At 66.7% G+C, this 24895-nt stretch carries 30 protein-coding genes; 26 read left to right on the forward strand and 4 right to left on the reverse strand.

Annotated features, from left to right (window positions below):
- The 23 genes from rpmC to IEX72_RS12155 all read left to right on the forward strand — a co-directional run bounded on the left by rpmC (position 1) and on the right by IEX72_RS12155 (position 17489).
- Positions 1 to 219, forward strand: a complete 219-nt coding sequence (rpmC, locus tag IEX72_RS12045; RefSeq protein ID WP_188787677.1) for a 50S ribosomal protein L29 — start codon at positions 1 to 3, stop codon at positions 217 to 219.
- Positions 220 to 226: 7 nt separating this feature from the next.
- Entirely contained in the window at positions 227 to 685 is a 459-nt protein-coding gene (locus IEX72_RS12050; RefSeq protein WP_188787679.1) for a ribonuclease P protein component 1, read from the forward strand.
- Complete coding sequence (locus IEX72_RS12055; protein ID WP_185191213.1) at positions 676 to 1002, forward strand: 30S ribosomal protein S17; 327 nt, start codon at positions 676 to 678, stop codon at positions 1000 to 1002. The genes IEX72_RS12050 and IEX72_RS12055 overlap by 10 nt, the downstream gene beginning before the upstream one ends.
- Entirely contained in the window at positions 1002 to 1400 is a 399-nt protein-coding gene (locus tag IEX72_RS12060; RefSeq protein ID WP_188787680.1) for a 50S ribosomal protein L14, read from the forward strand. The genes IEX72_RS12055 and IEX72_RS12060 overlap by 1 nt, the downstream gene beginning before the upstream one ends.
- Position 1401: 1 nt before the next feature.
- A complete protein-coding gene (gene rplX, locus IEX72_RS12065; protein ID WP_188787682.1) occupies positions 1402 to 1758 on the forward strand; it encodes a 50S ribosomal protein L24 in 357 nt (118 codons plus the stop codon).
- Positions 1755 to 2534 (forward strand): 30S ribosomal protein S4e, encoded by a 780-nt coding sequence (locus tag IEX72_RS12070; RefSeq protein ID WP_188787684.1) that lies wholly within the window; start codon positions 1755 to 1757, stop codon positions 2532 to 2534. The genes rplX and IEX72_RS12070 overlap by 4 nt, the downstream gene beginning before the upstream one ends.
- Complete coding sequence (locus IEX72_RS12075) at positions 2531 to 3058, forward strand: 50S ribosomal protein L5 (protein ID WP_188787686.1); 528 nt, start codon at positions 2531 to 2533, stop codon at positions 3056 to 3058. Before IEX72_RS12070 ends, IEX72_RS12075 begins: the two co-directional genes overlap by 4 nt.
- Entirely contained in the window at positions 3055 to 3231 is a 177-nt protein-coding gene (locus tag IEX72_RS12080; RefSeq protein WP_188787688.1) for a 30S ribosomal protein S14, read from the forward strand. Before IEX72_RS12075 ends, IEX72_RS12080 begins: the two co-directional genes overlap by 4 nt.
- A gap of 1 nt (position 3232) precedes the next feature.
- Positions 3233 to 3625: a 30S ribosomal protein S8 gene (locus IEX72_RS12085; protein WP_188787690.1), complete on the forward strand. Its 393-nt coding sequence runs from the start codon at positions 3233 to 3235 to the stop codon at positions 3623 to 3625.
- 1 nt (position 3626) lies between these two features.
- Positions 3627 to 4163: a 50S ribosomal protein L6 gene (locus IEX72_RS12090; protein ID WP_188787693.1), complete on the forward strand. Its 537-nt coding sequence runs from the start codon at positions 3627 to 3629 to the stop codon at positions 4161 to 4163.
- A 3-nt stretch (positions 4164 to 4166) separates the two neighbouring features.
- Entirely contained in the window at positions 4167 to 5066 is a 900-nt protein-coding gene (locus IEX72_RS12095) for a 50S ribosomal protein L32e (RefSeq protein WP_394354610.1), read from the forward strand.
- Positions 5063 to 5524 (forward strand): 50S ribosomal protein L19e, encoded by a 462-nt coding sequence (locus IEX72_RS12100; protein WP_188787695.1) that lies wholly within the window; start codon positions 5063 to 5065, stop codon positions 5522 to 5524. The genes IEX72_RS12095 and IEX72_RS12100 overlap by 4 nt, the downstream gene beginning before the upstream one ends.
- Positions 5524 to 6078: a 50S ribosomal protein L18 gene (locus tag IEX72_RS12105; RefSeq protein ID WP_188787697.1), complete on the forward strand. Its 555-nt coding sequence runs from the start codon at positions 5524 to 5526 to the stop codon at positions 6076 to 6078. Before IEX72_RS12100 ends, IEX72_RS12105 begins: the two co-directional genes overlap by 1 nt.
- Positions 6075 to 6728: a 30S ribosomal protein S5 gene (locus IEX72_RS12110; protein ID WP_188787699.1), complete on the forward strand. Its 654-nt coding sequence runs from the start codon at positions 6075 to 6077 to the stop codon at positions 6726 to 6728. The genes IEX72_RS12105 and IEX72_RS12110 overlap by 4 nt, the downstream gene beginning before the upstream one ends.
- The gene (locus tag IEX72_RS12115) at positions 6728 to 7192 is read left to right on the forward strand and encodes a 50S ribosomal protein L30 (protein ID WP_188787701.1); all 465 of its coding nucleotides are present in this window, start codon (positions 6728 to 6730) and stop codon (positions 7190 to 7192) included. The genes IEX72_RS12110 and IEX72_RS12115 overlap by 1 nt, the downstream gene beginning before the upstream one ends.
- The gene (locus IEX72_RS12120; protein ID WP_188787703.1) at positions 7189 to 7686 is read left to right on the forward strand and encodes an uL15m family ribosomal protein; all 498 of its coding nucleotides are present in this window, start codon (positions 7189 to 7191) and stop codon (positions 7684 to 7686) included. Before IEX72_RS12115 ends, IEX72_RS12120 begins: the two co-directional genes overlap by 4 nt.
- Before the next feature lie 3 nt (positions 7687 to 7689).
- Entirely contained in the window at positions 7690 to 9159 is a 1470-nt protein-coding gene (gene secY, locus IEX72_RS12125; RefSeq protein ID WP_188787705.1) for a preprotein translocase subunit SecY, read from the forward strand.
- A 63-nt stretch (positions 9160 to 9222) separates the two neighbouring features.
- Complete coding sequence (locus IEX72_RS12130) at positions 9223 to 10476, forward strand: tRNA (N(6)-L-threonylcarbamoyladenosine(37)-C(2))-methylthiotransferase (protein WP_188787707.1); 1254 nt, start codon at positions 9223 to 9225, stop codon at positions 10474 to 10476.
- 126 nt (positions 10477 to 10602) lie between these two features.
- Positions 10603 to 11283 carry a helix-turn-helix domain-containing protein gene (locus tag IEX72_RS12135; RefSeq protein WP_188787709.1) on the forward strand — a complete coding sequence of 227 codons (681 nt, stop codon included), beginning with the start codon at positions 10603 to 10605 and terminating at the stop codon, positions 11281 to 11283.
- Positions 11284 to 11487: 204 nt separating this feature from the next.
- Positions 11488 to 13455, forward strand: a complete 1968-nt coding sequence (locus IEX72_RS12140; RefSeq protein WP_188787711.1) for an ABC transporter substrate-binding protein — start codon at positions 11488 to 11490, stop codon at positions 13453 to 13455.
- Between the two features lie 25 nt (positions 13456 to 13480).
- Positions 13481 to 14464, forward strand: a complete 984-nt coding sequence (locus tag IEX72_RS12145) for an ABC transporter permease (protein ID WP_188787713.1) — start codon at positions 13481 to 13483, stop codon at positions 14462 to 14464.
- A complete protein-coding gene (locus tag IEX72_RS12150; RefSeq protein ID WP_188787714.1) occupies positions 14464 to 15387 on the forward strand; it encodes an ABC transporter permease in 924 nt (307 codons plus the stop codon). Before IEX72_RS12145 ends, IEX72_RS12150 begins: the two co-directional genes overlap by 1 nt.
- Positions 15384 to 17489 (forward strand): dipeptide ABC transporter ATP-binding protein, encoded by a 2106-nt coding sequence (locus IEX72_RS12155; RefSeq protein ID WP_188787715.1) that lies wholly within the window; start codon positions 15384 to 15386, stop codon positions 17487 to 17489. The genes IEX72_RS12150 and IEX72_RS12155 overlap by 4 nt, the downstream gene beginning before the upstream one ends.
- 108 nt (positions 17490 to 17597) lie before the next feature.
- On the opposite strand, the gene IEX72_RS12160 is transcribed toward IEX72_RS12155, so the two are convergent.
- The 4 genes from IEX72_RS12160 to IEX72_RS12175 form a co-directional block, all read right to left on the reverse strand.
- Positions 17598 to 19763, reverse strand: a complete 2166-nt coding sequence (locus IEX72_RS12160; RefSeq protein ID WP_188787717.1) for an acetate--CoA ligase family protein — start codon at positions 19761 to 19763, stop codon at positions 17598 to 17600.
- A gap of 67 nt (positions 19764 to 19830) precedes the next feature.
- On the reverse strand, positions 19831 to 20328 hold the full coding sequence (locus IEX72_RS12165; protein ID WP_188787720.1) for a hypothetical protein: 498 nt from the start codon (positions 20326 to 20328) through the stop codon (positions 19831 to 19833).
- A 9-nt stretch (positions 20329 to 20337) separates the two neighbouring features.
- Positions 20338 to 20610, reverse strand: a complete 273-nt coding sequence (locus IEX72_RS12170; RefSeq protein WP_188787722.1) for a hypothetical protein — start codon at positions 20608 to 20610, stop codon at positions 20338 to 20340.
- Positions 20611 to 20681: 71 nt separating this feature from the next.
- On the reverse strand, positions 20682 to 22463 hold the full coding sequence (locus IEX72_RS12175) for a glutamate synthase-related protein (RefSeq protein ID WP_229663826.1): 1782 nt from the start codon (positions 22461 to 22463) through the stop codon (positions 20682 to 20684).
- A 219-nt stretch (positions 22464 to 22682) separates the two neighbouring features.
- Here IEX72_RS12175 and IEX72_RS12180 point away from each other — a divergent pair, with 219 nt between their 5' ends.
- The 3 genes from IEX72_RS12180 to IEX72_RS12190 form a co-directional block, all read left to right on the forward strand.
- Positions 22683 to 23087: a hypothetical protein gene (locus tag IEX72_RS12180; protein ID WP_188787724.1), complete on the forward strand. Its 405-nt coding sequence runs from the start codon at positions 22683 to 22685 to the stop codon at positions 23085 to 23087.
- 47 nt (positions 23088 to 23134) lie between these two features.
- On the forward strand, positions 23135 to 23557 hold the full coding sequence (locus IEX72_RS12185; protein WP_188787726.1) for a hypothetical protein: 423 nt from the start codon (positions 23135 to 23137) through the stop codon (positions 23555 to 23557).
- Between the two features lie 109 nt (positions 23558 to 23666).
- Positions 23667 to 24895, forward strand: a 1229-nt coding sequence (locus IEX72_RS12190; protein ID WP_188787728.1) for a hypothetical protein, incomplete at its 3' end; no start/stop codon positions are given.

The following is a 24895-nucleotide window of genomic DNA, read 5'->3' on the forward strand; positions in this document are numbered from 1 at the left end:
ATGGCGATTCTCTACCCCGAAGAGATCCGCGACATGACCGCCGCCGAGCGGGAGGCCGAACTCGACGAACTCGAAACGGAGCTCCTGAACGCGCGGGCGGTCCAGGCCGCCGGTGGCGCGCCGGAGAACCCCGGCCGCGTCGGCGAGTTGAAGCGGACAATCGCGCGGATCAAGACGATCCAGCAGGAAGAAGGCGACCGCGACGAGACACAGGAGTAACACAGCAATGGCACTGACACCCGAGACACTCACGCGACACGAACTCAACGGCCTCCGCGTGGCCGTCGCCGACGCGCCCAACCCCGACCTCGTCGGGGTCGCGGGTCGCGTCGTCGGCGAGACGATGCGGACGCTGCGTGTCGCCGCGGGGGGCGACAGCGCCTCCGGCGACGGACCCGACGCGTCCGAGACGGAGTCTCGGGTGAAACAGGTGCCCAAGCGGGACTCGACGTTCGAGTTCGAGCTCCCCTCGAAGGGTGACGCCCCCGAGTGCACAGATGAAGCCGCCGACGCCGCGAAGGCGTCGGGGACCGCGTCCAAACGTCGGTCGGAAACTGCCGGTAGATTCGAAGCCGGTCAGTCCGGTCGTTGCCAGGGCGTGGCCTACGTTACGGTGGATGGCGCACGGCTGCTCTCACGACCCGCCTTGCGGACGGAGAAGACAGGAGATTCATTATGGCGATAGGACTGAACGTAGAAGAACCGGAGGAGCCGTGCTCCGACGCGAACTGTCCGTTCCACGGGACGCTTTCCGTGCGCGGACAGACGCTCGAGGGTACGGTGGCCTCCACCGACATGGAGAAAACCGTCGTTGTGGAGCGTGAATACGACGTTCACGTGCCCAAGTACGACCGCTACATGAAGCGGCGTAGTCGCATTCCGGCCCACGCACCACCGTGTGTGGACCTCGCGGAAGGCGACACGGTGCGCATCGCAGAGACCCGACCGCTGTCGAAGACCAAAGCGCACGTTGTGGTCGAGACCCTCGGAGGTGACGCGTGATGGAGGCGCTGAAAGCCGACGTCACGCAGGGCCTCGAACGGGGCTCGCTCATCACCTGCGCGGACAACACTGGCGCGCGCCAGTTGAAGGTCATCAGCGTGAAAGGCTCCGGAGGAACAAAGAACCGACACCCCAAGGCGGGCATCGGCGACCAGGTCACCGTGTCGGTGACCAAAGGGACGCCGGAGATGCGCCGCCAGGTGCTGCAGGCCGTTATCGTCCGCCAGCGGAAGCCGATCCGCCGGCCGGACGGGGTGCGCGTGAAGTTCGAGGACAACGCCGGCGTCATCATCGACGAGATGGAGGAGCCGCGCGGGACCGAGATCAAGGGCCCCGTCGCGCGTGAGGTCGCAGAGCGCTTCGGGAGCATCGCATCCACGGCGACGATGATCGTATAGCATGACGGAACAACCACGCAAACAGCGAACACAGACGCGAAACGCGCCGCTTCACAAGCGGCAGAACCAGGTCCGGGCCGCGCTTTCGGAGGACCTCCGCGAGGAGTACGGCCAGCGGAACGTCCGGGTCAACACCGGGGACACCGTCGAGGTGCTCCGCGGCGACGACGCCGGCACCGAGGCCGAGGTTCTCGCGGTCGACCTCCGGGACACCGTCGTCCACGTTGAGGACGTGACAGTCGAGAAGGCCGACGGGGAAGAGGTCCCCCGGCCGCTTGACGCGTCGAACCTCCGGGTGACGGAGCTGGATCTGGAAGACGACCGCCGCGAGAAGCGGCTCCAGGAGGACACCGAATGACCCGACACCAGAAGCGACTCTCGGCACCGAACGCCTGGCCCGTCGAGCGGAAGACGGCCACGTTCACTGTCAAGGCCGGCGCGGGACCGCACGGGGAGGCCGGGGTTCCCCTGGTCGTCCTGCTGCGGGACGTGCTCGGCTACGTCGACTCGACGAAGGAGGCGCGCTACGCCCTCAACGAGGGGTCGGTCCTCGTCAACGGCGCCGCGGTCTCCGACGAGCAGCGCCCGGTGGGGATGTTCGACATCCTCGCGTTCACCGAGCGCAAAGAGTACTACCGGGTCTTCCCACGGACCGGCGGCCGGTTGGCGCTGACCGAGATTGGCGCCGACGCCGCGGGCAGCCGACTCGGGAAGATCGTCGGCAAACAGTACGTCGCCGGCGGGGCGACCCAACTGACGCTGCACGACGGCGAGAACATCCGGCTTGAGGGCGACGTTGAGTACGACACGAAGGACTCGCTGGTCGTCGACAACGACACGGGCGAGATCGTCGCGCACTTCCCGTACGAGGAGGGTGCGTTGGTGACCGCGGTCGATGGGTCGCACTCGGGCGACATCGGCCGGATCGACGAGATCACCGTCACTGCCGGCAGCGGCGACAACACCGTCACCGTCGACACGGACAATGGCGGCTTCGAGACGATCGAGGAGTACGTCGTGGTTATCGACGATCAGTTCGTCGACGACGATGCGTCCGCTGCTGCGGACGACGCTGACGACTCGGCCGACACCGACGCGGACGACGAGTCCGCCGAAGGGGGTGACGACGAATGAGCGAGTCGTTCCACGAGATGCGCGAACCACAGGTAGAGAAGGTCGTCGTCCACATGGGCGTCGGCGAGGGTGGTCGCGAACTCGCAAACGCCGAGGAGATCTTAGAGGAGATCGCGGGCCAGGAGGCGGTCCGGACGACCGCCACCCGCGCCGCCACGCAGTTCGGCGCCCGAACCGGCGATCCGGTCGGCGCGAAGGTCACCCTTCGCGGTGACGCGGCCCACGAGTTCTTAGCGACCGCGCTTGCGTTCACCGACCTCTCGGTCCGGCAGTTCGACGACACCGGGAACTTCAGCTTCGGCGTTGAGGAACACACCGAGTTCCCCACCCAGGAGTACGACCCGCAGATCGGGATCTACGGCCTGGACGTGACGGTTAACCTCACGCGCCCCGGCTACCGGGTCGCGAAACGCGACAAGGCGTCGCGGTCGATCCCGGCGAGTCACCGGCTGACGCCCGAGGATGCCGCGGCGTTCGTCGACGAGACGTTCGGTGTCGACATCGAACACGAGGACACAGCATGAGCGAATCAGAAGCAGAAGCGACGGGCGAACACGCCACCCGCCGGACGGGGCAGAGCAACGAGTGTCGACGGTGTGGCCGCAACCAGGGCCTCGTCGGCAAATACGATATCAACCTGTGCCGGCAGTGTTTCCGTGAGGTCGCCCGCGAGATGGGATTCAAGAAGTACAGATAATATGGCAGGAAACGATCCACTGGCGGACGCGCTCGCAGGTGTCGACAACGCAGAGGGTGTCGGCCACCTGTCCCACGAGGTACAGCCCGCCTCAAACATCATCGGCTCGGTCCTCGAGGTCTTCTACGACCGCGGGTACATCGGCGGCTTCGAGTTCGTCGACGACGGCAAGGCCGGCCGGTTCGAGGTCGAACTGAACGGCGCAATCAACGAGTGTGGCGTCGTCAAGCCCCGCTACTCGGCGGGCGCAGACGAGTACGAGCAGTGGGAGAAGCGATACCTCCCCGCCCGCGACTACGGGACGCTCATCGTCACGACGAGCCACGGCGTGATGAGCCACTACGACGCCCGGGAGGCGGGTGTCGGCGGCCAAGTAATCGCCTACGTGTACTGATATGACGGAAACAGCAATCGAGATTCCGGACGAGGTCTCCGCCGAGGTGTCAAACCTCGATCTGACGGTCGAGGGGCCGAACGGCAGCGTCACGCGGACGCTGTGGTACCCCTCCGTGAGCGTCAGCGTCGAGGGCGACGAGGTCGTCATCGCTGCCGACGCGGACGACGCCAAGACGAACGCCACCGTCGGGACCTTCGAGAGCCACGTGTCGAACATGATCCACGGGGTTACCGAAGGCTGGGAGTACGAGATGGAAGTCTACTACGCCCACTTCCCGATGCAGGTCGACGTCAACGGCGACGAGATCGTCATCGAGAACTTCCTCGGGGAGCGCTCCGAGCGACGGACGCCCCTCCGCGGGGACACGGACGTACAGGTCGACGGCGAGGTGGTCACCCTGAGCGGTCCATCGAAGGAGGACGTGGGCCAGACCGCCGCCGACATCGAACAGCTCACCCGCGTGACCGACAAGGACAACCGCGTTTTCCAGGACGGGGTCTACATCACGCAGAAACCCCAGACGGGGGGTGCCTGATCGATGGCCGACGATGAACCAACCGAGGCCGACGAGGTCGCAGAGACCGAGGCTGAAGATGCCGAAGAAATTGAAGCCACCGAGGAGGTCGCAGAGACCGAGGCTGAAGATGCCGAAGAAGTTGAAGCCACCGAGGAGGTCGCAGAGACCGACGAGGTCGAGGGGACCGAAGCCACCGACGGCAGCGCTGACGAGAGCGACGGCTCCGGAGAGGAGCTCTCCTCGCTCGAAGACATCAGCGGCGTCGGCGCCTCGAAGGCCGACGCGCTGCGGGCGGCCGGCTACGAGTCGATCGACGACGTGAAAGCCGCGAGCCAGTCGGAACTCTCCGAGGTCGACGGGGTCGGGAACGCCCTGGCGGCCCGGATCAAAGCCGACGTCGGCGGGCTCGAAGTCTCCGAGGAAACGGACGCCGAGGTCGAAGACGACAGCGCCGACGAGGACGACGAGGAGGAAGTCGAGACGGAACTCCGTCCCCGCGGCCACGCCGACAAGACGCCGACGCTCAACGACGAGACCGCGCGCGCGCTCGCACAGAAGCACCGCGAGGGCAAGCCCGCGTTCCGTCGACAGAAGTACCACGCGAAAAAGCGCGTGCCCGAATCGTGGCGGAAACCCCGCGGCAACCTCTCCAAGCAGCGGCGAGGCATCAAGGGCAAGGGCGACATGGTCGAGGCGGGCTTCCGCTCGCCGACGGCCGCCCGCGGCCTGCACCCGTCGGGCTTCGAGGAGGTCCACGTCCACAACGTGGACGATCTCGAGGGCGTCGACGGCGACACCCAGGCCGTCCGCATCGACTCGAAGGTCGGCGCACGGAAGCGCGAGCGGATCGAAGAGGTGGCCGAAGACGAGGAGATCCGCGTCCTCAACCCCACCTACGTCGAGACGGAGGTCGAAGAATGACGAACCTACGAGCACAGAAACGAATGGCCGCAGACGTCCTCGACGTGGGCAAGAACCGCGTCTGGTTCGATCCCGACGAGCAATCGGAGATCGCCGACGCGATCACCCGAGAGGACATCCGCGATCTGGTCGACCAGGGAGTCGTCCGCGCGGCGGACGCGAAAGGCAACTCCAAGGGTCGGGCCCGCGAGCGCGCCGACAAGCGCGCGTACGGTCACCGCAAGGGCGCCGGCACCCGCAAGGGGAAAGCCGGCGGCCGGAAAAGTGGGAAAGACGAGTGGGTCAGCCGCATTCGCGCCCAGCGTCGTCGCCTGAAGGAGCTTCGCGACGACGGCCCGCTCACTCCGACGCAGTACCGCGAAACGTACAACAAGGCGTCGGGTGGCGAGTTCGAGGACGTGGCGCGGCTCGAAGCGTACCTACGGAACGAACACGACATCGATACGGAGACAACATAATGGCAACAGGACCACGCTACACGGTGCCGATGCGACGTCGGCGCGAGGTCCGGACGGACTACCACCAGAGGTTGCGCCTGCTGAAATCGGGCAAACCCCGCCTCGTTGCTCGCGTGAGCAACAAACACGTCAGGGCGCAGCTGATCACCCCCGGACCGGACGGAGACGAAACGCACGCGGCCGCCTCGAGCGAGGATCTCGGAGCGTACGGCTGGGAGGCTCCCACGGGGAACCTTCCCAGCGCGTACCTCACGGGCGTTCTCGCCGGAGCCCGCGCCGTCGACGCCGGCCTCACAGAGGCCGTTCTCGACATCGGACTCAACACCGCGACACCCGGCAACAAGGTGTTCGCGGTCCAGGAAGGAGCGATCGACGCTGGCCTCGATATCCCCCACAACGAGTCGGTGCTCGCCGACTGGTCGCGTACTCGCGGCGAACACATCGCCGACTACGCCGAACAGCTCGACGAGCCGCTGTACTCGTCGGAGCTCGACGCCACGAACCTCCCGGAGCACTTCGACGACGTGCTCGGGCGACTGCAGGAGGACGCATGAGCCAACGCAACAACAACGGCTGGACGCCGCGCACGCGGCTCGGTCGAATGGTACAGGACGGCGACGTCACGTCCATGGAACAGGCGTTAGACACCGGCCTCCCGCTGAAGGAGCCGGAGCTCGTCGACCAGCTCCTGCCGGGGCTGGACGACGAAGTACTCGACATCAATATGGTCCAGCGGATGACCGACTCCGGCCGCCGGGTGAAGTTCCGGTGTGTGGTCGCGATCGGTAACCGCGACGGCTTCCTCGGCTACGCCGAGGGCCGCGACGACCAAGTCGGGTCGGCGATCCAGAAGGCAATCGACGTCGCGAAGCTGAACATCATCTCGGTGGACCGCGGCTCCGGGTCGTGGGAGGACTCCGCCGGCGGCGTGAACTCCCTGACGCGGAAGGCCGAGGGCAAAGCCGGTTCGGTCACCGTCGAGATCATCCCTGCCCCGCAGGGGCTGGGGTTGGCGGCGGCGCCGACCGTCCGGAACATCCTCGAACTCGCCGGCGTCCAGGACGCTTGGACCCGCTCGAACGGGAACACCCGGACAACGGTCAACCTCGCGAAGGCGACGTACAACGCGTTGCAGAACGCGTCGCAGTCGCGGACGCCGCGGCGCGCGGCGGCCAAACAACGCGAAGCGGAGGTCGAGGAGTGATGCAGGCGATCGTCCAACTCCGCGGCGAAGTGAATATGAGTGGGGACGTCCACGACACGCTCAAGATGCTCAACGTCCACCGTGTGAACCACTGTGCGTTCGTGCCCGAGACGGACACCTACCGCGGGATGATCACGAAGGTGAACGAATACGTCGCTCACGGCGAGCCGAGCGTCGACGTCGTGGAGACGGTGCTCTCGACGCGTTCCGAGCCCGCGGAAGGCGACGCCGAAGTCGACGGGGCGTGGGTGGCTGAACACACCGACTACGACGGCTTCGGCGCGCTCGCCGAAGCGTTAGTCAGCGAGGAGACCACCCTGCGGGAACAGGGGCTCTCGCCGGCGCTGCGGCTCCACCCGCCGCGCGGCGGCCACCGCGGCCAGAAGCATCCGACCACCGAGGGCGGACAGCTCGGGAAGCACGCAACCGAGGACATCGACGAACTCCTGGAGGCCATGCGATGACGTCGAAGAAACGGCGCCAGCGCGGCTCCCGGACCCACGGCGGCGGCACGCACAAGAACCGCCGCGGTGCCGGACATCGCGGCGGCCGCGGCCGTGCGGGACGGGACAAACACGAGTTCCACAACTACGAGCCGATCGGGAAACACGGGTTCAAGCGTCCGGACGATTCGGTTCGGACGGTCGCGGAGGTCAACGTCCGACAGCTCGACGAGGACGCGGCGTTGCTTGTGGCAGACGGCCTCGCGGAGGCCGACGGCGACACCTACCACATCGACGCCCGCGACGTTGCCGAGGACGCCGCCGAGGCCGACCTGGTGAAGGTGCTCGGCGGCGGACAGGTTCGACAGGAACTGCACGTCGTGGCGGACGCGTTCACCGGGAGCGCGGTCGAACTGATCGAGAACGCCGGCGGGAGTGTCGATCTCACCGACCGCGGCGAGGAGCTCCTCGCCGAGGCCGAACCCGACGACGAAGACGACGATACAGAGGAGTAACCTATGGGATGGAAGGAGGCCGCCGAACCGGTGCTAACGCGGATGCCCTCGGTCGCTCGTCCGGAGGGACACGTCCCCTTCAAGCGGAAGATCGGGTGGACCGCGGGCATCCTGGTGCTGTATTTCTTCCTGACGAACGTGGTGCTGTTCGGACTGCAGACCGGCGGTACGGGCGGTGACTTCTACGGGCAGTTCCGGAGCATTCTCGCCGGTTCTCAGGGGTCGATCCTCCAGTTGGGGATCGGCCCGATCGTCACCGCGAGCATCGTGCTCCAGCTGCTCGGCGGCGCCGACCTGCTGGGACTCGACACCGACGACCCGCGTGATCAAGTGCTCTACCAGGGGCTTCAGAAGCTGCTGGTGGTCGTGATGATCTGTCTGACCGGGTTGCCGATGGTGTTCGGCGGGAACTTCCTGCCGCCCAGCCAGGCGCTCGGGCAGTCGCTGGGTATCGGGACTGGCGGCGTGCGCGCGCTGCTTTTCGCCCAGATCGCCGTCGGCGGTATCCTCATCCTCTTCATGGACGAGATCGTGAGCAAGTGGGGCGTCGGGTCCGGCGTCGGGCTGTTCATCATCGCCGGCGTCAGCCAGCAGCTCGTCGCCGGGTTGTTCAGCTGGGAGTCGCTTGGCGGCCAGAGCGGCTTCTTTCCGACGTGGATCGGGATCCTCACCGGCGCCGTCGACATCGGGTCGCCGCTGACGCCGGGTGGGCTCTCGGATCTGTTCCTCGGCCAGGGCCAGATCCTGGCGTTGATCACGACGGTCCTGATCTTCAGTATCGTTGTCTACGCCGAGAGCGTCCGGGTCGAGATCCCGCTGTCGCACGCGAACGTCAAGGGCGCCCGTGGACGGTTCCCGGTGAAGCTGATCTACGCGTCCGTCCTGCCCATGATCCTCGTCCGCGCGCTCCAGGCCAACCTCCAGTTCCTGGGGCAGATCCTGAACAACTGGTGGGCGGCGATGCCCGGGTGGGTCGGCCAGTACAGCCAGGGACAGATCACTGGCGGACTGTTCTGGTATCTCGCGCCCATCCAGTCGAGACAGGACTGGATGTGGTTCCTGGGGTTCACCTCCCAGGACCCGGCGGCGATCGCGTTTCGGGTCGCTATCGACCTGACGTTCATGATCATCGGCGGTGCGGTCTTCGCGATCTTCTGGGTTGAGACCACGGGGATGGGCCCCGAAGCGACCGCCCGGCAGATCCAAAGCTCCGGGATGCAGATCCCCGGATTCCGCCGCAACCCGCAGGTCATAGAGAAGGTGATGGAGCGGTACATCCCGCAGGTGACTGTCATCGGCGGCGCCTTGGTTGGCCTGCTCGCGGTGCTTGCGAACATGCTCGGCACCATCGGCGGTGTCTCGGGAACCGGGCTGCTGCTGACGGTCTCGATCACGTACAAACTGTACGAGGAGATCGCCGAAGAGCAGTTGATGGAGATGCATCCGATGATGCGCGAGATGTTCAACAACTAACTCCATCTCGGCCCCCGAACCGCGGCGCTTTTGCCCGCGGATCCGGTAGCATACACCGACGGAATGGCCCGGTATCACATCGAGACGTACGGGTGTGCCTCGAACCGCGGCGAGAGCCAGCAGATCGAGACCGCGCTCCGCGACGCCGGTCACTACCCCGTGGACGGCCCCGGAGCCGCCGACGTCGCGATCATGAACTCCTGCACGGTCGTCGAGAAGACAGAGCGGAACATGCTCCGCCGGGCCAAAGAACTCGAGTCCGAGACCGCGGACCTGATCGTCACCGGGTGTATGGCGCTCGCACAGGCCGAGGAGTTCCGCGAGGAGGGCGTCGACGCACAGATCCTCCACTGGGACGATGTGCCCGCCGCGGTCACCAACGGCGAGTGCCCGACACCCGGCCCCGGCACCGAACCCGTTCTCGACGGCGTGGTCGGTATCCTGCCGATCGCCCGGGGGTGTCTCTCGAACTGCTCGTACTGCATCACCAAGTTCGCGACCGGTCGCGTCGACTCCCCGCCGGTCGAAGAGAACCTCGAGAAGGCCCGGGCGTTGGTCCACGCCGGCGCGAAGGAACTCCGGATCACCGGGCAGGACACCGGCGTCTACGGGTGGGACGAGGGCGAACGAAAGCTGCCGGAGCTGCTGGATCGGATCTGCGCCGAGATCGGCGGCGACTTCCGGGTCCGGTTGGGGATGGCCAACCCCGGCGGCGTCCACGGGATCCGCGACGAACTCGCCGACGTGTTCGCCCGCCACGACGAGCTCTACAACTTCATCCACCTGCCGGTTCAGTCGGGATCGGACACGGTCCTCGAGGACATGCGCCGCCAACACCGCGTCGACAAGTTCGTCGAGATCGTGGAGACGTTCGACGATCGGCTGGACCACTGGACGCTGTCGACCGACTTCATCGTGGGGTTTCCGACCGAGACGCCCGACGACCACGCACAGAGCATGGCGTTGTTCCGCGAGGTGAGGCCCGAAAAAGCGAACGTCACCCGGTTCTCGAAGCGTCCCGGGACCGACGCCGCCGACATGAAGGGGCTGGGTGGGCAGGTCAAAAAGGACCGCTCGAAGGAGATGTCGGCGCTGCAGCGGGAAGTCACCGCCGAGGCCTACGAGTCGATGATCGGCGACACCGCGGAGGTGATCGCGGTCCGGGAGGGCACCGGCGACTCGATGAAGTGCCGCGACAGCGCCTACCGCCAGATCATCGTGCGCGACGCCCACAGCCGGGGAATCGAACCCGGCGACACGCTCGCAGTCGAGGTCACGAGCCACCAGACCGTCTACGCGTTCGGCGACCCGGTGTGACCGGCCGCCGGACGCCGCAGTCGCGGTGAACAAAGGTTATATGCGTCTCACGGGTACGTGCGGGACACCGGTACAAGGTGATCCCGTATTCTTCGCATCGAGTTCCAGACCGCCCCATCCGGCGTCGTGAGCCAGCTCACGGACCGGGCGCCGGACGTTCGGCAGATCGAGTTCGAGAACGCCTTCTACGCCGACGAGGGGAGCTGGATCGAATCGCTGCTCGTCACGTCGGGACCGTCGTTCGACCCGGCAGCGGTCACCGACGACCTGTCGCGGGTCGAACTGTTCCACCACGAGCGGGTGACGGTCGGACCCGCTGATCGGCCGACCCACCGGATGACGGTCGTCGCGCACGAGCCGTACCCGTTTCTGCTCGGGGAGATCCTCCGAGGAAACGCGATCCCGAACCGACTGGGGCTACAGACCGGGCGTTTCGACAGCGTCGTCACCGTCAAGCAGTGGGACGCGTTCCGGGCGCTCGCCGACAGGATTCAAAACCGGTTCGGTCGGTTCGAGCTCCTGAGCGTGAATCAGGTGGAAACCACGGGTGAAGCGCTCGGGAGCGGACAGCTCGGCCGGGTGCTTCGGAACGAACTTTCACCCGACCAACTCACCGTGCTCCGGACCGCCCACCGGATGGGCTACTTCGAGGTACCACGGGCGGCCTCGGCGGACGACATCGCCGCGGAACTCGACATCGCCCAGTCCACACTCAGCGAACGCCTGCGGCTCGCGGAACACCAGCTGTTCGACCTCGTGTTTTCGGGGAGCGACGGGGGGGCCGCGACCGACGACACCGAAGAGTGACCGGCCGCACGCTTCCGGGTCGGCCCGCTCGCCGCGAAACGGATAACAGCCGTACTGATCGGATTTTGCAACCGAAAACAGCTAGTTCGGGCCGGTCCCGTCGACGCAGGGCGTGTCGATTCCGGAGTCCCTAATAAAGGATGATGTGTATTGAGGGGAATCGGCGACACGTTCAAACCAATCCCTGAATATTGATTGGGTGGAATGTCGCAAGACAAGCGCTTCGAAATCGAGACAGGGACCTCATCGCGGCGCCGGTTCATCCAGATCGCGGGGGCAACGGGCCTCGCGGGGATGGCGGGGTGTGGTGGTAGCGGTGGCAGCGATGGTGGCAGCACCGACGCCGACTCGGGTGGCGACTCCGGCGGGGACAGTGGTGGCGACTCCGGCGGGGACGCCGAGTCTATCGAGACCCGCTTCTGGGAGGAGTGGCCGGTCGAGACGAAAGGGTCCGAGGTTAACAGCGAGGCGATCCAGTTCGAGTATACGGCGGTCGAGGGCGAATCCGTCCCCGAGGTGGACACCCACTTCGCGCAGGCGGAGACTCCGTGGATGCGGGAGTTCGCGCTCTTGGTTCAGCAGTCGCTGAACGACCTCGGTGTTCCGGTCAACCTCGTCAACGTTCAGCCCAGCACCCGGTACGGGGAGTTCTGGCGGGCCGACATCGGCCACCCGATGCCGGTCACGATGAACCTCCACGGCCCGGACCCCCAACGCGGACTCGACCCCAACCCGTTCCTGATGCGCGCGCACCCGGAGACCGGTGGGAACTACTACAACTACAAGAACGACGAGGTCACCGAACTCCTCGACGAGCAGTCACAGACGATCGGTGACCCGGAGGCCCGCGCGGAGATCTGTGCGGAGGTCGCACAGCTGCTCAACGAGGACGCCTACCTCATCGCGGCCAACTTCCCCGAGGTCATCACGGTGGCAGACATCGACAACTGGGAGGGGTACGTTCCCACGCCCGGCAACGGGACGACCCGTGACTCGTTCATCTGGACGCAGGTCAACCTCCAGCCGCAGGGTGACTCCACCACTTGGGTGAAGGGTGTCACCGCCGGTATGCAGGGCACCAACCTGCCGTTCTCAAGCGGCGGCCTGGAGGAGAAGCGCCTCCTCAACGTGTATGACGGGCTGTTCGACGCGTCGCCACAGTTGGAGATCGTGCCCGCGCTGGCGACTAACGCGGACGTCGTCGACGACACGACCATCGAGATGGACCTGCGCGAGGGTGTCGAGTGGCACGACGGCGAGTCGTTCGGTCCGCAGGACGTCAAGTTCAGCGTCGAGTACTACCAGGAGAACAACGCGCCGCAGCAGGCCGCGTTCGTCCGGCCGATCGATAGCGTCGAGGTGTTGTCGGAGAGCGGCGGCGGCCGCGTCCGGTTCACCCTCACCGAACCCGACGCCGCGTTCCTCACACAGCGCGTGGTCCGGAGTGCAATCATCCCGGAACACCGGTGGTCCGACGTCGACAGCCCCGGCGAGTACAACCCCGACAATCCGGTCGGAACCGGACCGTTCGCGTTCGAGAACTGGGAACAGGGGTCGGAGCTCCGCCTGACGAAACACGAGAACAACTGGATGTGGGACGACGACATCCGTCGCGAACTCGTCGGCGAGGAGTATTTCGTCCCCGGCGACGGTATCGACGAGATGGTGCACGCGAACGTGGGGAACGTCTCCACGCTCATCGGCGCCATGCAGTCCGGCGACATCGACGCCATCGGGACGACCGTCTCGAACGCCCAGGCCGACCGCGCGGCAAACGCAAGCGGCGTCGAAAAGCAGACCTCACGGAACTACGTCCCCACGGACGTTCACCTCAGCCACCTGGTTCCGCTATTCCGTGACAAGACGTTCCGCGTCGCCCTGAGCCACGCCTTCGACAAGGAGGGGTTCGTGGAGAACACCCTCGGGGGCCGCGGCGAGGCGATCGAGGGACAGAACCTGCTCACGCCGCTTCTGACGCCGTACCACGCCGAAACCGAACCCTACGAGTACAACCCCGAGATGGCCCAGGAGATGCTCCAGCAGGCCGGGTACACCTACGACGGCGACGACAACCTCGTGTGGCCCGAGGGCGACGCGTGGGACGCCTTCGCCGAACGGGTCGAAAACGGCCACGCGAGCCGCGAGGACCTAGATCAGTCCGACTTCTCCTAAACGGGTCACGGGAACCGATTCACCAATGAGTTTTCGACGCTTTTTGCTCAAACGAACCCTGATTGCGGCGTTGCTGACGCTGATCGCCGTCAGTGTCATCTTCGCCACCCTCCGGATGCTCCCCGCAGACCCGTTCAGCGGACTGGTCGCCTCGGGGTCGCTCACGCCGGACGAAGTGGATCAAATACGCGCGATGTACGGGCTGGACGAACCCATCTACGTCCAGTATGTCAAATACATCCAGAACCTCTTCACCTTCCAGTTCGGGATCTCGCTCACCCAGCAGCGCCCGGTCGGGGAGATCATCATCCCCGCGCTAGTCAACACGATGGTGCTGCTGCTGCCGGCGCTTGTCGCCACCGCGATCGTGAGTTCGCTGGCCGGAATGTACGCCGGCTGGAACCGCGGGTCGTGGTTCGAGCAGTCCAGCATCGTGGTCACCACGGTCTTTCGTGCGACCCCGATCTTCGTGACCGGGATCCTCTTTCTCATCATCTTCTCGTATGGGTTGGGGTGGCTCCCAGCCTTCGGGATGCGCAGTCCGTTGGCCAACCCGGACGGCTACCTCGAGACGTACCTCTCGGTGGACTTCCTCAAACACTACCTCCTCCCGTTCGCCGCAACGGTGCTGTTCTACAGCGGCGACTTCCTGATGCTTGCGCGCAACTCGGTCGTCGAGCGGATGGGGTCGGAGTTCCTGATGCTCCACCGCGCGAAGGGGCTCTCCGAGATGGAGCAACTCGGCCGCGCCGGCCGGAACTCGCTTCTGCCGCTTGTCACCTACTTCGCGCTCCGGACCGGGATGCTGTTCCAGGGCGTCATCACCCTAGAGGTCGTCTTCGCGTGGCCCGGAATCGGCCGCGCGCTGGTCCAGGCCATCCTCAACCAGGACTACCCAACCGTGCAGGCAGCCGTGTTCATCATGGCACTCGCAGTAATCATCATGAACCTCACCGCCGACGTAGCGTACGCGAAACTCGACCCGACCGTGGAGGCAGGTGACGTCTGATGTCCTCGGGGTACTTTTTGGATCCGGAGACCGTGATCGAGCGGCTCCGGTCGCAGGGCGGACGGGCGTGGCGGACGCTCCGGTTCGTTCTCCGGGACAACTCGGCGAAACTCGGGTTCGTTATTATCGTCACGTTCGGATTTATGGGGATCTTCGGGCCGATGCTGGCGCCGTACCACCCGATCGAGGACACGCTCCAGCAGGGCGGGTCGATGATGCGGCTCCAGCCGCCGGGCGGGAAGGCGGTCCTGGGAACGACGTCGTTCGGGAAAGACATCCTCAGCCAGTTCCTCGCCGGTGCGCGGCCGACGCTGATCGTCGGCCTCTTCGGCGGGGTCGGCACCGGCGTGGTTGGGTTCCTCGTCGGCCTCACGAGCGGGTACTTCGGCGGCCGCGTCGACGAGTTCCTCATGCGATTGACGGATCTGACGTTCGCGCTGCCGTTCCTGCCGATGGCGCTCGTGATCCTCTCGTTCGTGACGCCGAGCATCTGGATCATCACCGCCGTCCTCGTGACGTTCCTCTGGAAGATGCCCGCCCGGGTCATCCGGTCGGAAGTGATGACTGTCAAGGAACGGACGTTCGTGAAGTCCGCACGCGCACGCGGCGCGGGCCACCTCCGGACAATGTTCCTCCACGTCGCGCCGAACGTGCTCGGGATCGGCTTTCTCTACACCGCCTACGCCGTCGGCTGGTCGATCGTGGCCGGGGCGTCGTTGGCGTTTCTCGGGTTCGGCGACCCGACCACGACCTCCTGGGGCCGCATGCTCGAGCAGGTCTTCCGGTCGGGCGCCATCCGGGTGGCGTGGTGGTGGGTGCTCCCGCCGGCGATCGGCATCGGCGCGGTCACCACGGGCGTCTTCCTGGTCGGGCGGGCGTTCGAGGAGATAGTCAACCCCGACCTCCAAACGGAACAAGAATGAGTCTACTCGAAGTCGACGACGTGAAGATCACGTATCGGATGCCGGGCGACGACGTCCACGCGGTCAACAACGTCTCGTTCTCGATCGACGAGGGCGACAACTACGGGCTGGTGGGCGAGTCGGGGTGTGGGAAATCCACCATCGCGAAGTCCGTGCTCGGACTCCTCGACGACAACGGCGACGTCCGGTCGGGGAGCATCCGGTTCGACGGCCGGGAACTCCGCGACCTCTCGGAGCGCGACTGGATGTCGGTCCGGTGGGAGGACATCGCCTACATCCCACAGAGCGCCATGGACTCGTTGGATCCCGTGATGTCCGTCGGCGCGCAGATCCGACAGGCCATCCGGAAACACCGCGACGTCTCGAAGGCCAAAGCCGACGAGCGTGTCGCCGAGGTGTTCGAGATGGTGGGGTTGGATCCGACCCGGACGGGGGATTACCCCCACCAGTTCTCCGGCGGCATGCGCCAGCGGGTCACCATCGCTATGGCGCTGGCGCTCGACCCGGACCTCATCATCGCGGACGAGCCCACCACGGGGCTTGACGTGATCGTCCAGGACAAGATCCTGAACAAGCTCATGGAGCTCCAGGAGGAGCTCGGCAGTTCGCTGTTGCTTATCACCCACGACGTGGGCGTCGTCGCCGAGACCTGCGACGAGGTGTCGGTGCTGTACGGCGGGAAGGTGATGGAGCAGGGCGACACCGACCGGGTGTTCCGGAACCCCACGAACCCCTACACCATGGGGTTGAAGAACGCGTTCCCGGAGGTCGACGAGTTCGACGAGCAGGCCATCTCGATTCCGGGGTCGCTGCCGGACCTCACCGAGGAGCCCACGTCGTGTGTGTTCGAAAACCGGTGTCCGTTCGCCACAGAGGAGTGCGGGGCGAGCCACCCCGACCTGGTCGCGGCCAACGAACAGCTGTCGGCGTGCCACCACGTCGACGAGGCCGACGAGATGCGCGATCAGGCCAAAGACCCCGAGACCTGGGGGATCGATGTGCGGAACGAGGTCGAGCGGACGGGCGGGGTGGGCGACGTCATCCTCGAAACCGACGGCCTCGAGAAGTGGTTCAAACAGCCGCAGGGGATCCTCGACGACTTCCGCGGCAAGGAGCCCGACTACGTCAAGGCGGTCAATAGCGTCGACCTCACGGTCCACGAGGGCGAGATCGTCGGTGTCGCCGGGGAGTCGGGGTGCGGGAAGTCGACGCTTGCGGAGGTGATCGCCGCGCTCCAGGACCGAACCGGCGGCGAGATCACCATCGACGCCACGCCGATCGACGACCTGCTGGCGGAGAACACGAAGGAGTTCCGCTCGCAGGTGCAGTTCATCTTCCAGGACCCCTTCGACTCGTTGAACCCCCGCCAGCGGGTCCGGGCGGCGGTCTCGGAACCATTGAAGATTCAGGGTCACGACCCCGAGACCATCGACCGTCGGGTCAGACAGACCGTCGAGGACGTCGGGCTCAAACCCGCCGACAAATACCTCGACCAACTCCCCGCCCAGCTGTCCGGCGGGGAGCGCCAGCGGGTCGCGATCGCACAGGCGCTCGTGCTCGAACCGACGCTGCTGATCTGCGATGAGCCGGCGTCCATGCTCGACGTGTCGTTGAAGGCGAACATCCTCAACATCCTCCGGGAGATGGCGGACGACCGCGACATCGGCATCGTCTACATCTCCCACGACCTCGCGAGTCTCACTCAGATCGCCGACCGACTGGCGGTCATGTATCTGGGTCGGATCGCGGAGATGGGGGCCACCGAGGACGTGGTCCGCACGCCGAAACACCCCTACACGGCGTCGTTACTCGCGGCCTCGCCGCGGACCGACCCCGACGCCGACCGGAAGCGGGTGTTGCTGCCGGGCGAGCCGCCGAACCCGGTCAACCTTCCCACCGGGTGCAACTTCGCGCCCCGGTGTCCCAAAGCCGGCGAGCAGTGTTACCGCGGCGACCCCGAGCGGTCGGAGTGCACCGAAGGCGACCACGAGGCCGCCTGCTACTTCCCGGTCGAGGACGTCGAGACGGAACTGCTTGAACGCTACATCGAGGCGCGCGAAGACGACGTCGAGGAGGTCCTCGAAGGTGGGATGACGCCTTGACAACCTCCCCACGCTAAACCACGGTGCGTTCTCCTTGACTCTCGGTACGCGACTGCACGCGGCGTTTTGATCGGGACAAACGTACGGCGGCGGGACGGCCGGGTGGCGCTACTCGTCGGTCCGAACCAGCACATCGACCGCAACGGGGCCGTCGGCGGTGACGACCACCGGATTGAGGTCGAGTTCCGCCACCGCGTCGACCGACGCCGCGAGGTCGCCGACGTGCACGAGCATGTCCACGACGCCGTCAACGGGGAGCGGGTCGCCCTCTCGGCGGTCGGTCAGCAGTTCGTCTAACGCGGTCGCTTCGACCGCGCGCCGCGCGTCGCTGTGGTCGAACGGCGGCACGAGCGTCTCGCTGCCGCCGAGTGCCTCCACCAACACGCCGCCGGGACCGACCGTGACCAGCGACCCGAACACTTCACCCGGCGCGACGCCGAGCATCGCCTCGACGCCGTCGTCGATCATCGGCTGAACCAGCACGCCGGCGACGTCGTCCGCGTCGGCGTCAGCGTGGGCCACGGCGGCGCCCATCACGTCGTCGTACGCCGCCCGCACCGTCGCGGGCGAGTCGAGGCCGAGTGCCACCGCCCCCACGTCCGTCCGGTGGGGCAGCGCCGGGGAGTCGATCTTACACACCACCGGGAACCCGAGATCCTCGGCGGCCGCAGCCGCCTCGTCGGCGTCGGTTGCTACGCGGGTGTCGACGACAGGCACGTCGTACGCGTCGAGCAGGGGTTCGGCCTCCGCCCAGGTCAGAACGCGCCCGCGGGGCAGATCGACCGCGGCGCCTCCGAGGCCCGCCGCGAGGTCGGCCCTGGAGGGCCGGGACGCCACGCGGTCGCTGTCGGCGACGTACTGCGTTGTCGAGGCGACGGCGTCGAGGCACCGGCCCGGGTCCTCGTAGACCGGCACCGACTGCCTGAGCCGGGCGTACGGCGGTGTCGCGGTCGGGTCGTCGGGCGCCTTCCGGCCGGTCCAGAGCACGTACACCGGGTCGTCGGCGCGATCGGCGATGGTTTCCAGATCCGCCGCGATGGTCTCGGCGCGCTCGTCGACGCCGGAGAGCCCGATCGCGAACACGTAGGCGTCGAAGGCGTCGTCGTCAAGCACTGCGTCGGCGATCTCGGGGAGCACCTCCGCGCCGTATCCTCGGATGTCCGCGGGGTTGTGGAACTCGCCGTAGGTCAGGAGTTCCTCGATGCCGAGGAGGTCGTCCTGGGTCGCCCCGTCAATGTCCGGCAGCGACAGGTCGCGCTCGGCGGCCATGTCCGCGAGCAGGCTCGCGAGCCCCCCGCTGGTGGAGGCGATACACACCCTGTCGCTGTCGGGGTCGTCGTAAGCGGTGTGGGCGGTGGCCCGCGACAGCAGGTCCGGGATGTCCGGGACCCGCTGGACCCCGGTCTGGTCGACGGCCGCGTCCCACCCCTCGTCGCTCCCGGTGAGCGACCCCGTATGCGAGAGGGTGGCCTCCTCCGCGAGGTCGGACTGGCCGATCTTCACGGTCAACACTGGGGTTCCGTTCCGGACCGCCCGTTCGGCCACCCGCATGAACCGCTCGGGGTCGTCGACGCCCTCGACGTAGGTACACACCACGTCGACGGTGTCCTGTTCGGCGAGGTACGCGACGTAGTCGGTCAACCCCAGGTCGGCCTCGTTGCCGGTGGAGACGATGTGGCTGAAGTGGAGGTCCCGGTCGGCCGCGCGCTCGAAGAACGTGGTGAACGCGAGCGCTCCCGACTGGCTGACGAGGCCGATCCGGCCGGGGTCGGGCTTGCGGGAACACGTCGAGGTGAGCGTCGCGCCGCGGGCGGCCATCACACCGATGCAGTTGGGGCCGACCACCCGGATCCCGGCGGCGGCGGCGGCCTCGGCCAACCGGGCTTCGAGGTCCGCGCCCTCGTCGTCGGCCTCGGAGAACCCGGCTGTCAACACGAGCGCCGTCGGCACACCGGCTTCGCCCGCCGTCGTCACCACATCGACGACGTACTCCCGGGGAACGCTCACCACCACCAGGTCGACCGTCTCGGGCACGTCGGCGATGTCGTCGTAACACCGGCGGCCCCACACCTCGTCACGCCCGGGGTTCACGGGGTAGAGTCTCCCGTCGAACCCGTAATCGAGGAGGTTGTCCACGAGGTTGCCCGAGTAAAACGAGTCGGGGCTGGCGCCGACGACCGCGACCGACTCGGGGTCGAACAGTGGGTCCAATTCCGGGACGGCGGGGGTTGCGTCGGCGGCTGTCGCGGCGACGTCCGGGTCGTGTCCTGCCATACAAGTCGCTTCCTCGGGGGCCGTGGTGAACCTACCCCCGAACCAGTACAATAATAATCATACTTTATCAGGGATCCGGCACACGACCGGGAGGGATGGAGATCCGATCTATCGACGCCGTGCCGCTACGCCGCGAGCTCGGGGAGGGAGTTGCGAACGCACAGAAGTGGATCGACGCCCGGGAGTACTGTCTGGTCCGCATCGAAACGCCGGACGGCGCGGTGGGGTGGGGGGAGTGCTGGGGGCCGATCGCGGGCACCCGGGAGGTGATCGACTCGGCGGTACGACCGGGCGGGCTCTGTGTGTCGAACCCGACCAGCGCCGCCACACAGTCGAACAGTTCCGCGCGGTTGTCCGCGAGGTGGTCGGCGACCGCCGGCGGGGGTCCGTCGGTGTTCATCTCCGGACGCTCTCCCCCGCTCGCGCCCACGTTTCGAGTGGGACCGTCGGCGATCCGGTCGCGGTATTGGCGCCTGTCGGCGCGGATCGAGGGCCGCGGGAGGCCGCCGCCGCGCCCGGTCGCGCCGTCATCCGCCACCGCCACGGCGCCGATCAGTTCGACCATCGGTCCCCGCTACTCACAGTCCAGTTCACAGTCGTACGTCCGGCTGTAGATCCAATACCCGTCCGGCGTCGGCGGCATCGGCGAGGCGTGATCCATCGAGAGCTTCGGGTCGTTCTGTCGATCGAGGGTCTCGACGAAGTACCACGTCCCATCGGGTTCGGAGATGTTGACGCGGTACTGCCACACGTAGACCCACGCGTCGGTCACGTACACCGCGTACGAATCCGGGATGACGTCGGTCCGTTCCGGCGTCGGCTCGGGGTGAGTGGTGTCTGTCGCCATACACCAAGGTGTGCAGCCACTACATAGACCCTATCGCTGATCGCGTGCTGGGACGCACGCCGGCGGAAGTTTTATAACCGGCTCCCGCCGTCAACACCGGCGTACTCAACGCCAGTCAGCTCCGCGACGTCCTTCTTCCAGGTTGTCAGATCGCGGCGTTCGAATCCCGAGAGGCTGTCGTGTCCACACGCCCGGGCCATCACCTTCATGAGTTTCACTGTCGCCTCGAAGTAGTTTTTCAACCCCTCGGCGGCGGAGTCGGTCACGATCCGGCTCCGGAGGTCCTCCCGCTGGGTGGCGATCCCGACCGGACAGTTGTTCGAGTCACACGCCCGCATCCCGAGACACCCGATGGCCTGCATCGCGGCGTTCGCGACCGCGACCCCGTCGGCGCCGAGCGCCATCGCCTTGATGAAGTCCGACTCCGTCCGGAGCCCGCCGGTCGCGATCAGCGTGACGTCCGACCGGCCGCGGGCGTCGAGGTGACGGCGGGCCCGGGCGAGCGCCGCCATCGTGGGCACGGAGATGTTGTTCTTGAACACGTCGGGCGCCGCCCCGGTCCCGCCGCCGCGGCCGTCGAGGATGACGTAGTCCGCGCCGGCATCGAGCGCGAAGTCGATGTCGTCCTCGACGTGCTGGGCGGAGAGTTTGAACCCGATTGGGATACCGCCGCCGACCTCCCGGACCCGGCCGGCGAGGGCGGCGAAGTCCTCGGGGGTCCGCAGGTCGTCGAACCGCGCCGGGCTCACGGCGTCCGTTCCCGGTTCGAGGTCCCGGACCTCGGCGATCCGACCCTGGACCTTCTCGCCGGGCAGGTGCCCGCCGGTGCCGGTTTTCGCACCCTGACCCGCCTTGAAGTGGAACGCCTGGACCCGCTCGACTTTCTCGATGTCCCATCCGAACTTTCCGGTCGCGTACTCGTAGAAGTACCGGGAGTTGGCCTCCTGTTCTTCGGGGAGCATCCCGCCCTCGCCGGAACAGATGCCTGTCCCGGCCCGGTCCGCGCCCTTCGAGGTCGCGACCTTCGCTTCCTCGCTGAGCGCGCCGAAGCTCATGTCGCTCACGAAGATGGGGATCTCCAGCCGAAGGGGGGTCTCGGCGTTGGGACCGATCACGAGTTCGGTATCGATCGGGGCCTCGTCGTCGAGCGGCCTACGGGCGAGTTGGGCGGTCAGGAGCTGGAGGTCGTCCCAACTCGGAAGCTCCGTCCGGGGGACACCCATAGCCGACACGCTGCCGTGCTCGCCGATCCCGTCCGGACCCTGCTGTGCGAGTTTCTGGATGTAGTGGGAGTGTGGCTCCGCCTCGTCGTCGTAGTCCCCGTAGTACTCGGGGTTGACCGCGCCGCTTTCGACGTCGTCGGTGGCGGCCTGCATCGACCCGTCGGCCGCCTCGGCGTCGTCGGGATCCGCGTAGGGCTGCGGGTTGTCCTCGGCCCACGCTGCCACCTCTGCGGCGTCAACGTAGACGGCGTCGTCGCCCTCGTCGACCCACGCGGCGAACGTCTCCAGGACTTCGGAGTTGTCGTACTCGCTGATGCCGGTGTCGACCCGGTAGTCCCACCCGTGGACGCCGCAGATGAGGTTGTGGCCGTCGACGTGGCCGTCACCGAGCAACACGCCCCGGTGGAGACACCGGCCATACAGCACCGACACCTCGCCGTCGTACCGCACGACCACGAGATCCACGCCCTTGACCCGGACGTGTTGCGGCTCGCGGTCCGTGAGGTCACTCCACGTTGCGACTTGCTTGGGGGTATCGCCGTCGGTCCGGCTCATCGGCGCCTCCACGCGTGGCCGGGAGCCGAAGCCGCGGACCGCGCCAACTCCGCCTGCCGCGTCCGGTACTGCCATCCGCAGATCGTGCCGTCGTGCATAGATACTCGTTTCATCGTTTATGACCGGGCGTCATCAGTGTGTCCGCCGAACTTCGGTGTCGCACGGCTGGCCGGGGACGAACGACCGCGCCCGTACGGATGTCGAACGGGTGTGGGTATAGAACTGCCACGCGACTGTGCAACCCATCCCCACGTCCGGTATGGTGGTTTATATCATACTCCCGTCTGTAGGGGTATGGCATCGGAATACCCGAATCGTATGCCGCTCGAACAGATCGAATCGACCGTCGGGTCGATTAAGAAGATGTTACTCGTGGGCGCGGCGTTCGCCGCGACCGGTTACCTGCTGGTCGGCGCGGCGATCTTCTTCGAGTTGACCGCGTTCCACCCGCTGCTGGAGACGTATTTCACGCAGTTCCCCGACACCAGTCTCGCGGGCGGGAGCGGTGGCACTCGGGGCGCAGCGGTTAACGGCGCCTTGGCCGCGATCCACAAGTGGCCCTCGACGCTCCTGTGGCTCAAGCTCGGCGGCGTCGCACACGTTCTCGTGGGGATCTTCTTCGCGCTGGCGGGGATCGTCCGCGCGCTGAGCGTGATGCCCCACCGGCTGAGCTACGAGATGGAGCGGGCCCAGGAATAATTCGACACTGACGGACCGAGCGATACCCACCTGCAGCATCACGAATTTTGTCCGAACACACACCGAACATCGACCCCGGTGACGCCGGCAGCGCCGCGTTACTCGCCGGATTCCTGATAGTGGTCGGCGTGCTGTACGCACAGGATCCCGCCGCAGCGATCGATGCTGCCACGTCGGGCGTCGGAGCGACGGTGTACTTCGTCGTGCTCCCGGCGCTCGGGCTGGCGAGCGGGGTCTACGCGTACGCCGACGGCCCCTACAGCGGAGTGTCGCTGTTCTGTCTCGGGAGCTACCTCGGGGTGTTCGGGGTGGGGCTCGCGTTCGGAACCCTGGCCACGGCGTCGACGTCGGTCCCACTGCTGATCGGGGGAGTCGTACTTGTCGCGCTCGCCGTGGTGGCGATCGTCGCTAGCCTGCTCAGGGTCTTCGGGGCGGTGGAAGTCGGCCTCCCCGGTCTCTCCCCGAAGTGACACCGACACCGGGCCCGGAAGCCCGCGCGGAGACCCACACCGATATGGAGCACACCCGCAATCACCACACACGAATGGCTCGACACGCGCGCGGAGGTGACCGGCGGCGGTGAGCGGGTGCGTGCACCGGTACGAGGCGGCGGGCGACGAGCGGACGTGTCCGCGTCCCGCTGCCGACGACCACGAGCGGTGCGTGTTCCACCTCCGGCCCGGGGAGCGGGCGGCGGCCGGCGTGACCGGAGCGGACTTCCGCACGGCGGTCGTCGACGACCTCGACGCCGACGATCCCGCCAGGCGGGACTACGTCGACGTCCACCTCCCGGAACTCGACCTGTCGGCGCTGGTCGTCGATGGCGACGACGTGGGTCACCTCACGTTCCGTAACGTCACCGTCGAAGGGACGCTGGACCTCACGGGCGCGGTGGTTCGACACCCGGTCGCGATCGAGAACGCGGAGATCGGCCGGCTGGTGGCCGACCGCGCGTCCTTCGAGATGGAGGTCGCACTCGAGGGAAGCACGGTCGGGACGTCGGCGTGCGGGGCCGTCTTCCGGGCCCGTCGGGGGTCGTTCGACAGACGTCTCCAGGTCGCTGCCACTCGGTTCGAGGGTGGCGTCGACCTCGCTGCCTGCCGGATCGACGGGTGGTTAAGCGTCGACGACACGACCATCGTGGGCAGGGCTCACTTTCCGAACCTCGCCGTCGGGACCGCCCAGTTCGTGTCGTCCGCCTTCGAGTCGGGGGCAGAGTTCGCCGGCGCCGCGGCCGATTTCGCAACCTTTCAAAACATAACGGTCGGCGAGGACGCGATCCTTGACCTCGCGGAGAGTCGGGTTGAGGAACTCCGGGTTCGCCCTGCTGGTGATCTCCGATGCCGCCTAGTCGAAGCGGCCGTCTCGGCCGGGCGTCTCGACCAACCCAATATAGGGGTCGCGGCCTACGACCTCACCGACGCCACCCTCGGGGACGTCGACATCGACTGCGACGCCGACTCCTTCGACCGGTACCGGTTCTACCGAACCGGGTTCGACGACTTTCCCTTCGCGTCGTACCACGGGGTGCTGCGCGACAACCGGTGGCACGTCCACGAGTACGTCTACGACCCCGACCGATCAGTCACCGTCGAAGGACTGGAGCAGACCTATCTGGAGGCGAAACAGGGGGCCGCAGACGTGGGCGACAGTGAGACGGGATCCATGTTCTTCGTCCGGGAACTCCGGTACCGACGCCGGCGCTATCTTTTTTCAAGGCGAGAATCCCGCCCTTTAGGCCTGTCTCTTACCCACAAATCGAGTTGTTGCCGAGGTCGATTACTTCGGGCAAAATATCGATATCTGCG

The organism is Halobellus salinus (assembly GCF_014646875.1).
In the GTDB taxonomy this organism is placed as follows: domain Archaea; phylum Halobacteriota; class Halobacteria; order Halobacteriales; family Haloferacaceae; genus Haloquadratum; species Haloquadratum salinum.

What these genes read in the sequence shown, in the direction of transcription:
- rpmC (WP_188787677.1), top strand. Translation starts at nt 1, where the DNA reads ATGGCGATTCTCTACCCCGAAGAGATCCGCGACATGACCGCCGCCGAG.
- IEX72_RS12050 (WP_188787679.1), top strand. Translation starts at nt 227, where the DNA reads ATGGCACTGACACCCGAGACACTCACGCGACACGAACTCAACGGCCTC.
- IEX72_RS12055 (WP_185191213.1), top strand. Translation starts at nt 676, where the DNA reads ATGGCGATAGGACTGAACGTAGAAGAACCGGAGGAGCCGTGCTCCGAC.
- IEX72_RS12060 (WP_188787680.1), top strand. Translation starts at nt 1,002, where the DNA reads ATGGAGGCGCTGAAAGCCGACGTCACGCAGGGCCTCGAACGGGGCTCG.
- rplX (WP_188787682.1), top strand. Translation starts at nt 1,402, where the DNA reads ATGACGGAACAACCACGCAAACAGCGAACACAGACGCGAAACGCGCCG.
- IEX72_RS12070 (WP_188787684.1), top strand. Translation starts at nt 1,755, where the DNA reads ATGACCCGACACCAGAAGCGACTCTCGGCACCGAACGCCTGGCCCGTC.
- IEX72_RS12075 (WP_188787686.1), top strand. Translation starts at nt 2,531, where the DNA reads ATGAGCGAGTCGTTCCACGAGATGCGCGAACCACAGGTAGAGAAGGTC.
- IEX72_RS12080 (WP_188787688.1), top strand. Translation starts at nt 3,055, where the DNA reads ATGAGCGAATCAGAAGCAGAAGCGACGGGCGAACACGCCACCCGCCGG.
- IEX72_RS12085 (WP_188787690.1), top strand. Translation starts at nt 3,233, where the DNA reads ATGGCAGGAAACGATCCACTGGCGGACGCGCTCGCAGGTGTCGACAAC.
- IEX72_RS12090 (WP_188787693.1), top strand. Translation starts at nt 3,627, where the DNA reads ATGACGGAAACAGCAATCGAGATTCCGGACGAGGTCTCCGCCGAGGTG.
- IEX72_RS12095 (WP_394354610.1), top strand. Translation starts at nt 4,167, where the DNA reads ATGGCCGACGATGAACCAACCGAGGCCGACGAGGTCGCAGAGACCGAG.
- IEX72_RS12100 (WP_188787695.1), top strand. Translation starts at nt 5,063, where the DNA reads ATGACGAACCTACGAGCACAGAAACGAATGGCCGCAGACGTCCTCGAC.
- IEX72_RS12105 (WP_188787697.1), top strand. Translation starts at nt 5,524, where the DNA reads ATGGCAACAGGACCACGCTACACGGTGCCGATGCGACGTCGGCGCGAG.
- IEX72_RS12110 (WP_188787699.1), top strand. Translation starts at nt 6,075, where the DNA reads ATGAGCCAACGCAACAACAACGGCTGGACGCCGCGCACGCGGCTCGGT.
- IEX72_RS12115 (WP_188787701.1), top strand. Translation starts at nt 6,728, where the DNA reads ATGCAGGCGATCGTCCAACTCCGCGGCGAAGTGAATATGAGTGGGGAC.
- IEX72_RS12120 (WP_188787703.1), top strand. Translation starts at nt 7,189, where the DNA reads ATGACGTCGAAGAAACGGCGCCAGCGCGGCTCCCGGACCCACGGCGGC.
- secY (WP_188787705.1), top strand. Translation starts at nt 7,690, where the DNA reads ATGGGATGGAAGGAGGCCGCCGAACCGGTGCTAACGCGGATGCCCTCG.
- IEX72_RS12130 (WP_188787707.1), top strand. Translation starts at nt 9,223, where the DNA reads ATGGCCCGGTATCACATCGAGACGTACGGGTGTGCCTCGAACCGCGGC.
- IEX72_RS12140 (WP_188787711.1), top strand. Translation starts at nt 11,488, where the DNA reads ATGTCGCAAGACAAGCGCTTCGAAATCGAGACAGGGACCTCATCGCGG.
- IEX72_RS12145 (WP_188787713.1), top strand. Translation starts at nt 13,481, where the DNA reads ATGAGTTTTCGACGCTTTTTGCTCAAACGAACCCTGATTGCGGCGTTG.
- IEX72_RS12150 (WP_188787714.1), top strand. Translation starts at nt 14,464, where the DNA reads ATGTCCTCGGGGTACTTTTTGGATCCGGAGACCGTGATCGAGCGGCTC.
- IEX72_RS12155 (WP_188787715.1), top strand. Translation starts at nt 15,384, where the DNA reads ATGAGTCTACTCGAAGTCGACGACGTGAAGATCACGTATCGGATGCCG.
- IEX72_RS12160 (WP_188787717.1), bottom strand. Translation starts at nt 19,763, where the DNA reads ATGGCAGGACACGACCCGGACGTCGCCGCGACAGCCGCCGACGCAACC.
- IEX72_RS12165 (WP_188787720.1), bottom strand. Translation starts at nt 20,328, where the DNA reads ATGGTCGAACTGATCGGCGCCGTGGCGGTGGCGGATGACGGCGCGACC.
- IEX72_RS12170 (WP_188787722.1), bottom strand. Translation starts at nt 20,610, where the DNA reads ATGGCGACAGACACCACTCACCCCGAGCCGACGCCGGAACGGACCGAC.
- IEX72_RS12175 (WP_229663826.1), bottom strand. Translation starts at nt 22,463, where the DNA reads ATGGCAGTACCGGACGCGGCAGGCGGAGTTGGCGCGGTCCGCGGCTTC.
- IEX72_RS12180 (WP_188787724.1), top strand. Translation starts at nt 22,683, where the DNA reads ATGGCATCGGAATACCCGAATCGTATGCCGCTCGAACAGATCGAATCG.